Source organism: Pseudarthrobacter sp. Hb11 (assembly GCF_059383655.1).
The window spans coordinates 272,550-284,928 of record NZ_JBWZCM010000002.1; the positions used below are offsets into that span (position 1 = coordinate 272,550).

The window sequence follows — 12,379 nt, forward strand, 5'->3', positions numbered from 1 at the left end:
ATTCTTGCCCATGACCATGTGTGCTGCCTGTAAATTCAGCTAAAAGAGAGCAGACTCGGTAGCCTGTAGGAGTGAGTACAACACCTACCCGCGTTTTCGTGGCGCGCCTGCTGGGCCTGGACGTCTTCGACCCGCTGGGCGACCGGCTGGGCCGGCTGCGCGATGTTGTTGTGCTTTCCCGCGGCGCCCAGGGTGCCCCGCACGTGGTGGGCATCGTGGTGGAAGTTCCCGGGAAAAAGCGGGTCTTTGTGCCAATGACGCGGATCACCTCGATCGACCAAACCCAGGTCATATGCACGGGCCTGGTCAACCTGCGCCGCTTCGAGCAGCGCGGCGCCGAAACCCTGGTGGTGGCCGAGATGTTCGACCGCCGCGTCACGCTCCGGGACGGCAGCGGCGATGCCACTATCGAAGACATCGCCATGGACCAGCACCGCTCCCGCGACTGGTTCGTCAGCAAGCTGTTTGTACGGCGGGGCCATTCCCTCTCGCCGCTGAGCCGGCTGCGCCGCAACGAAACCCTCATCATCGACTGGGCAGACGCCCTGCAGGGCCCCCGGACCGAGCCGCAGGCCGCCACCCAGTTCGTGGCCAACCACGAAGACCTCAAGCCCGCAGACTTTGCCGAGGCGCTCCAGGAGATGAGTGACAAGCGCCGCTTCGAGGTGGCCAGCGAGCTGCAGGATGAGCGCCTGGCCGACGTCCTCCAGGAGCTGCCCGAGGATGACCAGGTGGAGATCCTCTCAGCCCTTGACGTCCAGCGAGCTGCCGACGTGCTCGAGGAAATGGACCCCGACGACGCCGCCGACCTCCTCGGCGAGCTCCCCTCCGCCCAGGCAGAAGAACTGCTCCAGCTGATGGAGCCTGAGGGCGCAGAGGACGTCCGGCGCCTGCTGGAATACGACGAGGACACCGCCGGCGGCCTGATGACTCCGGTACCCGTCATCCTGCCGCCCGAGGCCACGGTGGCCGAGGCGCTGGCCCACGTCCGCCGTGAAGAACTCTCCCCGGCGCTTGCCTCGTCCATTTTCATTACCAGGCCCCCGCTGGAAACCCCTACGGGGCGCTTCCTCGGCGTCGTCCACATCCAGCAGCTGCTCCGCTACCCGCCGTTCGAACCGCTGGGCAACCTGGTGGACAAGAACCTCGAGCCGCTGTCCGACCAGGCCCACATCAGTGAAGTGGCACGGACCCTGGCTACCTATAACCTGAACTCCCTTCCGGTGGTCAACGACGCCGGCCGGCTTGTGGGGGCGGTGACTGTTGATGACGTTCTGGATCATCTGTTGCCGGACGACTGGCGCGCCCACGATGGCGAAGCCCCAATAAGAAGGCTCGGTGGCCGCATTGGCTGACAGCAGCGCTCCCAAAAACCCCAACCAGCGGCTGCCCGCCAAGGCAGCAGCGAAGGGCAGCCTGGACACCCCGCTCAGCGGACGCCAGCGGATCCTGCCCAAGTTTTCCCCGGATCCCGACGCCTTCGGCCACGCCACGGAAGGCTTTGCCCGTTTTATGGGTACGCCGCAGTTCCTCGTCTACATGACGGTCTTCGTCGTCATCTGGCTGGCCTGGAACACTTGGGCGCCGCTTGCCTGGCAGTTCGATTCCCGCGACCTCGGGTTCACCCTGCTTACCCTGATGCTGTCCCTGCAGGCTTCCTACGCGGCACCGCTGCTGCTGCTGGCCCAGAACCGCCAGGACGACCGCGACCGCGTCTCGCTTCAGCAGGACCGCCAGCGCGCCGAACGCAATTTGTCAGACACGGAGTACCTGACCCGGGAACTGGCGTCGCTGCGGATCGCGCTGCGCGAAGTGGCAACCCGCGACTACGTCCGTGCGGAGCTCCGCTCGCTCCTCGAGGACATGCTGGAAGCCCAGGAGGAGCTCCGGACCCACGATCCTTCCGGCCAGGGGCAACACGAATCGCCCCGGGACAAGGTGAAGGAAAAACTCAAGGAACAGCGTGACCGGCAGCGGAACCCACGTACCCAGCAGATTCCCCGGGTCAAGCCCGGGCATTCCACCCAGGACCGCTAAGGAGCCCACCCATCAATAACACCTCGCTGGCCGGGGCGGTCAATGCCGCCCTGGCCACGGTCATAGATCCCGAACTCCGCCGTCCCATCACCGAATTGGGCATGGTGGAGTCCGTCGACGTCTCCGACGACGGCAAGGTCCGGTTGGTTGTCCTGCTCACCATCTCCGGGTGCCCGCTGCGGGGCACCATCACCGCGGACGCAACAAAGGCGCTGCTGGCAGTACCGGGAGTGGCCGCGGTCGACGTCGAACTGAAGGTGATGACGCAGGAGCAGCGGGATGCCCTCAAGGAGCTGCTGCGCGGTGCCGGCGGCCAGCGCGGCATCCCCTTCAACGAGCCCAACTCCCTCACCAAGGTTTACGCGGTGGCCAGTGGCAAGGGCGGCGTGGGAAAGTCCTCCGTGACCGTCAACCTCGCCTGCGCCCTGGCCGCACAGGGGCTGCGCGTCGGCATTGTGGACGCCGACGTCTACGGCTTCTCCGTTCCGGCCCTGATGGGCATCAGCCAGGCGCCCACCCGTGTGGACGACATGATCCTTCCCCCGGTCGCGTACGGCGTGAAGGTGATCTCCATCGGGATGTTCGTCAGCGGCAACCAGCCCGTGGCCTGGCGCGGGCCCATGCTGCACCGGGCCCTTGAACAGTTCCTGACGGATGTCTATTTCGGGGACCTGGACGCATTGTTCCTGGACCTGCCGCCAGGCACCGGCGATATTGCCATCTCCGTGGCGCAGCTGCTGCCCAAGGCCGAGATCCTGGTGGTCACCACGCCGCAGGCTGCAGCGGCCGACGTCGCCGAGAGGGCCGGCGCCATCGCCACCCAGACGGGGCAGTCCGTGGCCGGCGTTATCGAGAACATGTCCTACCTGGAATTGCCCGACGGCGGCAGGATGGAACTGTTCGGAAGCGGCGGCGGGGCGGTCCTCGCCGAACGGCTATCAGCCACCGTGGGCGCCGACGTGGCGCTGCTGGGGCAGATCCCGCTGGACATCCAGCTGAGGGAGGGCGGCGACGCGGGGGTACCGATTGTCCTCGGCAAGCCAGAAACACCGGCAGCGGAAGCGCTCTCGAACATTGCCGGGAGGCTGGCCGCCAAGCCACGGGGCCTGGCAGGCATGAAGCTGGGGCTGCAGCCCCGCTGAGGATTCCCCCTCGCCAGGGGCTTGCTGAAACTCCCTACCTAGGTGGCTTCTGTGTCGAAAGGGGCGGCTTCGCCCGCCGGTAGTGACTGAAGCACCCGCTCGGGCCGCTTTGGAGCGGCGGTGCCAGCCCCCGCGACGGCAGCAGCCCCCGCGACGGCCGCAACAGCAGCAGGCGCACCCGCACTGACGGGTTTGGTGTCATCGTCCAGGAGCGCTTCTTTGATGATGCGCCGGGGATCGTACTGGCGGGGGTCGTACTTCTTCCAGTCGACATCATCGATGTCGATCCCCACTTCTTCCTTGATCTGTTCGCGCGCGCCGGAGGCCATCCGGCGGACTTCCTTGACCAGGTTAGCCAGTTTCTGCGTGTATTCGGGCAGCCGCTGGGGGCCGATCACGAGGACGCCAATGATCAGCAGAAGAAAGAACTCCGGGCCGTTGATTCCAAACACTTTAGGAAGATTACCCTCTCCGGGCTGCCAGTGACGATTCCCGTCCGCAAGCGGCGGGAACCTTTCGGTTTACTGGGTAAAAAGGGCCACTATCCTGTTCACGCCACGCTGCAGACGCGCCGCCACCGGCTCAGGGTCCCGTGCCCGGTGCTCCTCCAGTACTTCGGCCGCAATGCCCTCCCCCGCCCGTTCGCTGAGCCGCCGCAGGATGGGCACGGCGTCATCAGCCTGTTCGGCCGGGAGGTCGGAAACGTAGGTAAAGGTGCGGCCCTGAGTCCTGTAGGTGGCTGACCAGGGCGAGGACGCCAGGATCTGCAACGGCGGGCCTGCCTGTCCCGCATCCGCATCATCTGGTGTGCCGGCGGCGGGGTTGTGCCGTTCAGTAACGGTTGCATAGTGCGTCCCGTCGGAGAGCTTCAGTTCGATGGCGGGGCGGCCCTCGAGCACCATGGCTTTTGCCGACTCAAGGTGGAATCCCATCGCCTCTAGCTCGGGGCATACCCAGCCCTCCGAGCGCAGGCCAGACAACCGTTCGGCACTTAGGGTCCGGCCGTCCGCCGGGGTTTGTGCAGAGATCTGGGAGAGGGTGGCCGCTGTTGCGGCATCTGCCGGGAGCGGTTCACCGGCCACGGCGAAAGCACCCGCAGCGAGCACACCGGCCGCGGCAACGGTGCCCCCGGCGGTCAGGGCGAGCACCCGGACTGCGGCCCGGGGTGCCGGGCGATGCGGGACCGTTTCTGAAGGCTGGGCTGCGAGGCCCTGGGTCCTGGCCAGAAGCCGCGCCGTCAGGTCATCGCTTGGCGGCGGAATGGGCGCGTCCCGCAGCCGCTCCAGGTACTGGCGCTCCCGGCGTACGGCAGAAGCGCATTCGGGGCAGGACTGGATATGGCTTGCGGTGCGCTGATGCGTGCGGCCAAGCGGGAACTGGGGCCTCATGCGCCGTTCAGAGGATGCCGGCAATGCGCGGCAGTGACAGTTTGGGCCTCGGCTGCTTCGGCCGCGGGTCACGGTGGGCCAGCTTCTCGCGGAGCATCGTACGGCCACGGTGGATGCGGGAACGCACAGTGCCGAGCTTGACCCCGAGGGCAACAGCCACCTCGTCGTAGGACAAACCTTCAAGGTCGCAAAGAACCACAGCGGCCCGGAAGTCCGGCGGGAGTTCCTCGAGCGCGGCCTGGACGTCGAGGTCAAGGTTGTTCAGCTCGAAGCTCTGCTCAGGCCCGGGTTCCCGCCCGGGGATCCTCGATTCGGCGTCCTCCGCAAGGGCGTCAAACCGGATACGGGTTTTCCGCCGCGCCTGGTCAAGGAAGAGGTTGGTGGTGATTCGGTGCAGCCAGCCGTCCAGGGTTCCGGGCTTGAAATTCTCCAGCGAGCGGAAGACGCGGACGAACACCTCCTGGGTGAGGTCTTCGGCGTCGTACTTGTTGCCGGTCAGGCGGTAGGCCAGCCGGTATACCTTGGCGGAGTGGTTGGTCACCACTTCTTCCCAAGTGGGGCGGACCCACTCGGCCTCGGGATTATTTGCTGCAGGGACAGGTGCCACAACTGATGATGACATCGTCCACTCCCCTCGTGGAATGCTAACGCCCGGATACTGTTGACATAGCTGATTCGGCGCCGATCACCCTTTGGATGAGCGGATAATAATCATTTCAAACTTGGCTGGGAATTTCCTGACTACAGGGAAACTTCAGCCATGGGCGCAACAGCCTGCCTTCCCGGCTGTTACGCCTCGACACAGTAGGCTGTAGAGGACACTCCCCTGACGCCCAGAAAGCGAACATCCATGAGCGCCGACAAGTCCACCAGCTGGTCCTATGCCGAAGATCTACCCGCTGAGGATGAGGTCATGCTGCGGGCGCGGGAGCGGTCTTTCGAACTGGGCGTTACCGCCATCGGGCCGGGCGTCGGCGCTGTACTGACCGTACTGGCAGCGTCATCCAAGGCGCAGACCGCCGTCGAGATCGGGACCGGCGCCGGCGTTTCGGGCGTCTGCCTGCTTCGCGGCCTCGGTCCGCACGCTGTCCTCACCACCATTGACGTGGACGTCGAACATCTCAAAGCCGCCCGGGAAGCCTTCTCAGAGGCAGGCAGCCCGGCCAACCGGACGCGGACCATCTCCGGCCGCGCCGGCGATGTCCTGCCGCGCCTCACGGACAGGGCGTACGACCTGGTGTTCATCGACGCTGACAAGCCGGGACTTCCCGGTTACGTGGAGCAGGCCATCCGGCTCCTGAAGCCTGCCGGGCTGCTGATCATCAACGATGCCCTGGACAAGGACAAGGTAGCGAACCCTGCCGGCCGTGAGGCCACCACTGTGGTCCTGCGCCAGGTGGGGAAGAGCATCCGCGACGACGACAGGCTGGCTTCGGCTATGCTTCCCACCGGCGACGGCCTGCTGGTAGCAGTCAAAAAATAAGACAGGATCCGCCGCCCGAAGGCTTGCGGACCCTGTCCTGCACAATTATTCGGTGACGCCGACCAGGCATTCCCTGAGGTTGGCCGCCTCGGCAGCATTCAGTTCGACCACCAGGCGCCCGCCGCCTTCGAGCGGGACGCGCATGATCAGGCTGCGGCCCTCCTTGGTGACTTCCATTGGGCCGTCGCCGGTGCGTGGTTTCATAGCCGCCATGAGGAATTCCCCTCCATTTAGTCCCAGGACTGATCAGCCCGGGTGGGCTGTGTCCGCATGTAGATCAAGCTGCCACAGCGGAGTGGATGGACACCGCCGGTGCTGCACGTACTCTTAATGCTTTTTGTCCTTGCTTACCTACCATTATCGCGGAATTACCCGTCCGTAGCTAATCGTTGGACATTTGGTGGCGGGTCCAATTAGCAGTCTGACCTGCACGGAAGCCGGAATTTCTACGGCGGATAATCTCCGCCGCCGGGCAGTTGCGCCCATGCCCACAGCCACACGATCCACACAATCTGCAACAGCACGAACATCACCACCACGGTTCCCCGGAAAGCCCTGGACCGTGAGAGGAGCGCGGCGCCCAGCGCCAGCGGGAAGAGCGGCAGCAGCATACGGAACGTACTGGTTTGCGGATGGAGGAACATCACCAGGTAACCCATGTAGCAGGCGCACCACAGGCGGAGTTCGACGCCGAGCCGGACCACCGGCGGCAGGTACAGCATCGCACCGAAGAGCGCCACAAAAATGAAAGGCGCCAGCACTCCGAGCACCGGGCCGAAGAGGTCGACGCCGGTGTCGAACCAGGGCTTGAACGGCACCAGGTCGTGGCCCCGCCACACCGTTTCAGTCTTGGTGTAGGCCTGGATATCCCCCGTGGCTGCCCACGCGGCGGCGGGCCATGCCAGGGCCGAGAGGCCCGCGACTGCCGTGAGGGTGGTGAGGGCCGCCAGGTCCGCGACGGAATGCGGATCGGCTTCCCGGCCGCGGAAGCGCTGCACCAGCCGATGGATCAGAAGGAGCCCCAGCACGGCCGCGAACGGTACGCCCACCGGACGCGAGAGGCACAGCGCCACCACCACCGGGATGGCCCACAAATACTGGCGCCGCACTACCGACAGCAACGAGGCCGCAAGCAGCAGCAGTGACAAAGGCTCCGCATACGGCACCTGGAGCACAGCGGACACGGGGAACGTAGCGAAAAACGCTACCGCCCACAGTGCGGGCCCATGTGCAGCCTTGTGCCGGAAGAGCACATAGACCACCAGCGCGGCAGCCAGGCCGGACAGCATGGCGATAATGGTCAGCGAGGCGGCAGGGGCCAACCCCGTCAGCCTGCTGAGCCCACCTGCCAGGGACGGGTACAAGGGATAGAAAGCCCACGTGTTTTCCTGGACGTTGCCCGCACCATCAACGGGAAGGGTGGCGGGATAGCCATCGGCGATTACCCTGCCGTACCAGCGCGCGTCCCAGATATTGATGAAGTTCCAGTAGTCGGGCTTGGCCGGGAACCAGGGGTTGGGTCCCTGGTGGAGCGCGGCGGCCATAAAAATTCCGGCGCTGATGAGCCGTGCCGTGACGTAGATGGCCGAGACCTGAAGCCACCAGGGCCAGGCCCGGACCGTTTCGCGGGAGCGGAGCGCGAGCGCATGGACCGACGCTGAAACTCCTGTTCCCCGACGGGTGGCGGTGCTCAAGCCCGGGCCTCCCCTGGCCCGGACCCTGCGCCGGCATTCCCTTCGGCCTCAGCCACCGGTGGTTCCGCCTGCGTCCCTGTCCCGGTGGACGGCCCCGCCGCTTCGACGGCCTGCAGCCGGGCCTTCAGGGTTTCCACTTCTTGCCGGCTGGCCGCAAGCTGGTCCCTCAGCTCATCGAGCACCTGATCCACCTGGTCCATCCGGTAGCCCCGCAGTCCCAGGGCAAACCGCACACGGTCCACGTCCTGGGGCGCGGCATTGGCCGGCAAAAGGACCGGCGGGAGGTTGGCCGGGGGCTGTTCAAGACCGGCGTCCAGCAGGGCAGGCAGCGCCCGGCCGCCAGGCTTGCCGGAACGGCCCCCGGTGCTGGCCCATAGGACGGCGCCGATCAGCACCACGGCGAGGAAGACCAGGAAAAAAGTCACTACCCCATCGTGCCAGACCCGGCCGCGTTCGCTACTCCGGGCGCTGTTCGCCGTTCAGCGAGGGGGTGACGGCCTCGTGGAGCACCCGGTCCACGGCTTCCGCAGGATCGTCCACCACCTGGATAAGGTCCAGGTCCTTTTCGGAGACCATGCCTTCAGCCACCAGGGTTCCCCTGATCCAATCGATCATCGGGCCCCAGAAGTCGACTCCCAGCAGCACGATGGGGAAGGATGTCACCTTCCGGGTCTGCACCAGGACCATGGCCTCAAAGAGTTCGTCGAGAGTGCCAAGGCCACCCGGCAGGACGATGAAGCCCTGCGCGTACTTGACGAACATGGTCTTGCGGGCGAAGAAGTAACGGAAGTTGATACCCAGGTCCACCCACTGGTTCAGGCCCTGCTCAAACGGGAGTTCGATGCCGAGTCCCACTGACACCCCGTTGCCCTCAACAGTGCCGCGGTTGGCCGCCTCCATGGACCCCGGGCCGCCCCCGGTGATGACTGCAACGCCGGCCTCCGCGAGCTTCCGCCCCACTTCGACGCCCATCTCGTAGTACGGGCTTCCGGGTTTGGTCCGGGCTGAACCGAAAACGCTGACGGCCGGGCCGAGGTCGGCCAGCGCCCCGAAGCCCTCCACGAACTCGCTTTGGATCCTGAGCACACGCCACGGATCGGTGTGCACGAACTGCCCGGGCCCCTTGGTATCAAGCAGATGCTGGTCGGACATCTCCACCGATGCCTGCTTGCGGCGAAGCTCGAGGGGTCCTTTACGGCGCGGCTGGGTGTTTTTGGCCGGATCTGCACTGATGCTCATTCCCCAAGGCTAACCTGCCAGCGGGAGGTATCTCTTGAATCACGATCCGCAGGAACTTGGGGTGATTCGCATCATAAGCTGCCGTTCTTCGCTAGATTCTTCCTATGACTACTCATGTGCCCGGCGATACCCTCGTCTCCCTGAACGCCGTAAATAAGCATTACGGCCAGCTGCACGTTTTGAAGGACATCAATCTGCAGGTCCGTAAGGGCGAGGTTGTTGTGGTCATCGGGCCGTCAGGCTCCGGTAAGTCCACCCTGTGCCGCGCTATTAATCGTCTCGAAACCATTGAAGGCGGCACTATCAGCATCGATGGAAAAGTCCTTCCCGAGGAAGGCAAGGAACTCGCGCAGCTCCGGGCCGACGTCGGAATGGTCTTCCAGTCGTTCAATCTTTTCGCACACAAAACCATCCTCGAAAACGTCACCCTTGGCCCCATCAAGGTGAAGGGCGTTGCGAAGGGAACTGCGGACAAGGACGCCATGGCGCTGCTTGAACGGGTGGGCGTCGGCCACCAGGCTCCGAAGCTCCCCGCCCAGCTGTCCGGCGGCCAGCAGCAGCGCGTTGCGATAGCCCGGGCCCTGGCCATGAAGCCCAAGGTCATGCTGTTTGACGAGCCCACCTCGGCGCTGGACCCCGAAATGATCAATGAGGTCCTGGACGTGATGATCCAGCTGGCCAAGGAGGGCATGACCATGATCGTGGTCACCCACGAGATGGGCTTCGCCCGCAAAGCCGCAGACCGCGTGGTCTTTATGGCGGACGGCCAGATTGTCGAGGATGCCACCCCGGAGGAGTTCTTCACCAATCCCAAGAGCGACCGCGCCAAGGATTTCCTCTCCAAGCTCCTCACCCACTGATCCACCTACGAACAAACACTCTCAGTTCGCATCCAGGCCGTGACCCACGGCCATCAATGAAAGGAATGTCATGAAGGCATTTATGACCCGGCGGAAGTCATTCTTTGTGGCGGCTACCGCTGCCCTCGCCCTCTCCCTGAGCGCCTGCGGCGGGGGCGGCGCCGGCACCACCAGCGACCCCACCGTGGCCGAAAAGCCCACTTTCGCGGCCGGCACCACCATGGAAAAGCTCGCCTCGGCCGGCACCATCAAGATCGGCACCAAGTACGACCAGCCGCTCTTTGGCCAGGTGGGCCTGGACGGCAAGCCCGTCGGCTTCGACGTCGAAATGGGCAAGCTGATTGCCGCCAAGCTCGGCATCGCCGCTGACAAGATCGCATGGTCCGAGACTGTTTCGGCCAACCGCGAACCGTTCATCGAACAGGGCAAGGTTGACCTGGTGATCGCCACGTACACCATCAACGACAAGCGCAAGCAGGTTGTCAGCTTCGCCGGCCCCTACTACGAAGCCGGCCAGGCCCTGATGGTGAACAAGGACAACGACGCCATCAAGACCCCCGAGGACGTCAAGGGCAAGAAGGTCTGCTCGGTCACCGGTTCGACGCCGGCCGCCACCATCGTGGACAAGTACGGCGCTGAACTTGTTCCTGCTGCCACCTACTCCGCCTGCCTTGAGCCGCTGCGCAACAAGCAGGTTGAAGCGGTCACCACCGATAACGTGATCCTCGCCGGCTTCGTGGACAAGGAACCGGACGCCTTCAAGCTCGCCTCGGACGAAACTTTCACCAAAGAGCCCTACGGCATCGGCCTGAAGAAGGACGATACCGAGTTCCGCAACTGGATCAACGACCAGCTGGAAGCATTCCAGGAGGACGGGTCTTACAAGAAGGCTTGGGAAGATACCGCAGGTTCAGTCATCAAGACTGCCCCTGAACTGCCCGCGCTCGACCGTTACTAGGTAATTCAGTGGTTGCCGGGGCTGCACTGCGGCCCCGGCAACCACTGTTTCCACCCGTCCACGCCCAGAGCCAAAGGATCCAATGGACGTCATTCTTGAAAACCTCCCCCTGTACTGGAACGGTTTTCTCCGCACACTTTTCCTTTCCGCAGTTTCCGGCGTCATCGCGCTGGTACTCGGGACCCTGCTCGCGGCAGCCAGGGTTTCCCCGGTGGCTGCGCTCCGCGGCTTCAGCACCGTTTATGTAGAGGTTCTCCGCAACACTCCGCTGACCATCGCCTTCTTCTTCGCAGCGATTGTCCTTCCCCGGCTCGGAGTGAAATTCGAGCAGTTCGAGATCGCTGCAATAATCGCCCTCAGTACCTACACCGCAGCGTTCATCGCCGAAGCTGTCCGCTCAGGTGTCAACAGCGTTCCGGTGGGCCAGGCCGAAGCGGCCCGCAGTATCGGCATGAATTTCGGCCAGGTCCTGAACCTCATCATCCTGCCGCAGGCCCTGCGGACGGTGGTCCCGCCGCTGATCAACATCCTGATCGCCCTGGTAAAGAATTCCTCTGTGGCCGGCGCCTTCTTCGTACTCGAACTGTTCGGCTACGGCCGGCAGCTGGCCAACGCCAATGGTGATGCCGTGATCCCGGTCCTGCTGGGTGTTGCGTTCTTCTATCTGCTCCTCACCGTTCCGCTGGGCATCCTGGCCAGCACGGTGGAACGAAAGGTGGCGATTGCCCGATGAGCTCAGTCCTTTACGATGTTCCCGGCCCCAAAGCCAGGCGTATTTCCCTGATTGGATCGATTGTAGGTTCCCTGCTGATTTTGGGCCTGCTGGCCTGGATCATCATGACCTTCGCCGAGCAGGGCATCTTCGAAGGCCGCCGTTGGCAAATCTTCACCCGGGCCGACGTCTGGATGCTTCTGGGCAACGGCCTCGGTGCAACGCTGAGCGCCGCGGCCCTGGCGGCAGTCATCGCCTTCCCGCTGGGACTCCTGCTTTGTTTGCTGCGTATCTCCGATGCGGCCTTTATCCGGATTCCTGTCCGGGTGGTGCTGGAATTCCTGCGCGGCATGCCCGTGGTCCTGATGATGCTGTTCGTCCTTTTGGGCTTCGGCACTTCGCCGTTTATTGCCGTCGTCACGGGCCTGGTGCTCTACAACTCGGCAGTGTTCGCAGAGATCATCCGTGCCGGTATCCAGTCGCTCCCCAAGGGACAGCGGGAAGCCGGGCTGGCCATTGGCCTCACCAGCTTCAAGTCCCGCATGCTGATCGAACTGCCGCAGGCCATCCGGCGGATGATGCCGTCGCTGGTGGCACAGATGGTGGTGCTCCTGAAGGACACCTCGCTGGGCTACATCGTGGCGTACGGCGAGCTCCTGCGGGCAGTCCAGGTGATGGCGGACTTCCTGGGCACGCAGTTCCTGTTCCCCATCTTCTTTGTGGCCGCCGCGATCTACATCGCCATCAACATCTGCGTTTCGCGGATCGCAGTGTGGATCGAGCGCCGCGGCTCCAAGAAGGCGGCCGGCGGAACGGCCAAAGCCGAACCCGCCGCAATTGAGGCCGGAGCCCCTTAGGGCTTCCAG

15 protein-coding genes are annotated in these 12,379 nt (G+C 64.4%); 8 read left to right on the forward strand and 7 right to left on the reverse strand.

Going from position 1 to position 12,379, the window contains the following annotated elements; translation table 11 throughout:
• Positions 1-71 precede the first annotated feature (71 nt).
• The 3 genes from AC50X7_RS04975 to AC50X7_RS04985 are packed head-to-tail and all read left to right on the forward strand — an operon-like array spanning position 72 to position 3,179.
• Positions 72-1,355, forward strand: a complete 1,284-nt coding sequence (locus AC50X7_RS04975) for a magnesium transporter MgtE N-terminal domain-containing protein (protein WP_307094458.1) — start codon at positions 72-74, stop codon at positions 1,353-1,355.
• Entirely contained in the window at positions 1,339-2,037 is a 699-nt protein-coding gene (locus tag AC50X7_RS04980) for a DUF1003 domain-containing protein (RefSeq protein WP_307094457.1), read from the forward strand. The genes AC50X7_RS04975 and AC50X7_RS04980 overlap by 17 nt, the downstream gene beginning before the upstream one ends.
• An 11-nt stretch (positions 2,038-2,048) precedes the next feature.
• Positions 2,049-3,179: an Mrp/NBP35 family ATP-binding protein gene (locus AC50X7_RS04985; RefSeq protein ID WP_494978249.1), complete on the forward strand. Its 1,131-nt coding sequence runs from the start codon at positions 2,049-2,051 to the stop codon at positions 3,177-3,179.
• A 38-nt stretch (positions 3,180-3,217) separates the two neighbouring features.
• Here AC50X7_RS04985 and AC50X7_RS04990 read toward each other — a convergent pair whose 3' ends face one another.
• The 3 genes from AC50X7_RS04990 to sigE all read right to left on the reverse strand — a co-directional run bounded on the left by AC50X7_RS04990 (position 3,218) and on the right by sigE (position 5,189).
• Positions 3,218-3,631 carry a twin-arginine translocase TatA/TatE family subunit gene (locus tag AC50X7_RS04990; RefSeq protein WP_307094456.1) on the reverse strand — a complete coding sequence of 138 codons (414 nt, stop codon included), beginning with the start codon at positions 3,629-3,631 and terminating at the stop codon, positions 3,218-3,220.
• Between the two features lie 69 nt (positions 3,632-3,700).
• Positions 3,701-4,567, reverse strand: coding sequence for an anti-sigma factor (locus tag AC50X7_RS04995; RefSeq protein ID WP_494978013.1), 867 nt, complete (start codon positions 4,565-4,567; stop codon positions 3,701-3,703).
• A gap of 7 nt (positions 4,568-4,574) precedes the next feature.
• Positions 4,575-5,189, reverse strand: coding sequence for an RNA polymerase sigma factor SigE (gene sigE, locus AC50X7_RS05000; RefSeq protein WP_307094454.1), 615 nt, complete (start codon positions 5,187-5,189; stop codon positions 4,575-4,577).
• 228 nt (positions 5,190-5,417) lie between these two features.
• On the opposite strand from sigE, the gene AC50X7_RS05005 reads away from it, so the two are divergent.
• Positions 5,418-6,050: an O-methyltransferase gene (locus AC50X7_RS05005; protein WP_307094453.1), complete on the forward strand. Its 633-nt coding sequence runs from the start codon at positions 5,418-5,420 to the stop codon at positions 6,048-6,050.
• Positions 6,051-6,095: 45 nt separating this feature from the next.
• Here AC50X7_RS05005 and AC50X7_RS05010 read toward each other — a convergent pair whose 3' ends face one another.
• The 4 genes from AC50X7_RS05010 to AC50X7_RS05025 form a co-directional block, all read right to left on the reverse strand.
• Positions 6,096-6,263 (reverse strand): DUF3117 domain-containing protein, encoded by a 168-nt coding sequence (locus AC50X7_RS05010; protein WP_083435355.1) that lies wholly within the window; start codon positions 6,261-6,263, stop codon positions 6,096-6,098.
• A 233-nt stretch (positions 6,264-6,496) separates the two neighbouring features.
• The gene (locus AC50X7_RS05015; protein WP_494978014.1) at positions 6,497-7,744 is read right to left on the reverse strand and encodes a putative hexosyltransferase; all 1,248 of its coding nucleotides are present in this window, start codon (positions 7,742-7,744) and stop codon (positions 6,497-6,499) included.
• Positions 7,741-8,169, reverse strand: a complete 429-nt coding sequence (locus AC50X7_RS05020) for a DivIVA domain-containing protein (protein WP_494978015.1) — start codon at positions 8,167-8,169, stop codon at positions 7,741-7,743. Before AC50X7_RS05020 ends, AC50X7_RS05015 begins: the two co-directional genes overlap by 4 nt.
• Positions 8,170-8,200: 31 nt before the next feature.
• Entirely contained in the window at positions 8,201-8,983 is a 783-nt protein-coding gene (locus AC50X7_RS05025; protein ID WP_307094450.1) for an LOG family protein, read from the reverse strand.
• 104 nt (positions 8,984-9,087) lie between these two features.
• Here AC50X7_RS05025 and AC50X7_RS05030 point away from each other — a divergent pair, with 104 nt between their 5' ends.
• From AC50X7_RS05030 to AC50X7_RS05045, 4 genes are all read left to right on the forward strand, one after another.
• On the forward strand, positions 9,088-9,843 hold the full coding sequence (locus AC50X7_RS05030) for an amino acid ABC transporter ATP-binding protein (RefSeq protein WP_307094449.1): 756 nt from the start codon (positions 9,088-9,090) through the stop codon (positions 9,841-9,843).
• A 70-nt stretch (positions 9,844-9,913) separates the two neighbouring features.
• Positions 9,914-10,801, forward strand: a complete 888-nt coding sequence (locus AC50X7_RS05035; RefSeq protein ID WP_494978016.1) for a glutamate ABC transporter substrate-binding protein — start codon at positions 9,914-9,916, stop codon at positions 10,799-10,801.
• A gap of 82 nt (positions 10,802-10,883) precedes the next feature.
• Entirely contained in the window at positions 10,884-11,534 is a 651-nt protein-coding gene (locus AC50X7_RS05040) for an amino acid ABC transporter permease (protein WP_102974984.1), read from the forward strand.
• Positions 11,531-12,370, forward strand: coding sequence for an amino acid ABC transporter permease (locus AC50X7_RS05045; protein WP_494978017.1), 840 nt, complete (start codon positions 11,531-11,533; stop codon positions 12,368-12,370). The genes AC50X7_RS05040 and AC50X7_RS05045 overlap by 4 nt, the downstream gene beginning before the upstream one ends.
• The last annotated feature ends 9 nt before the right edge of the window (positions 12,371-12,379 follow it).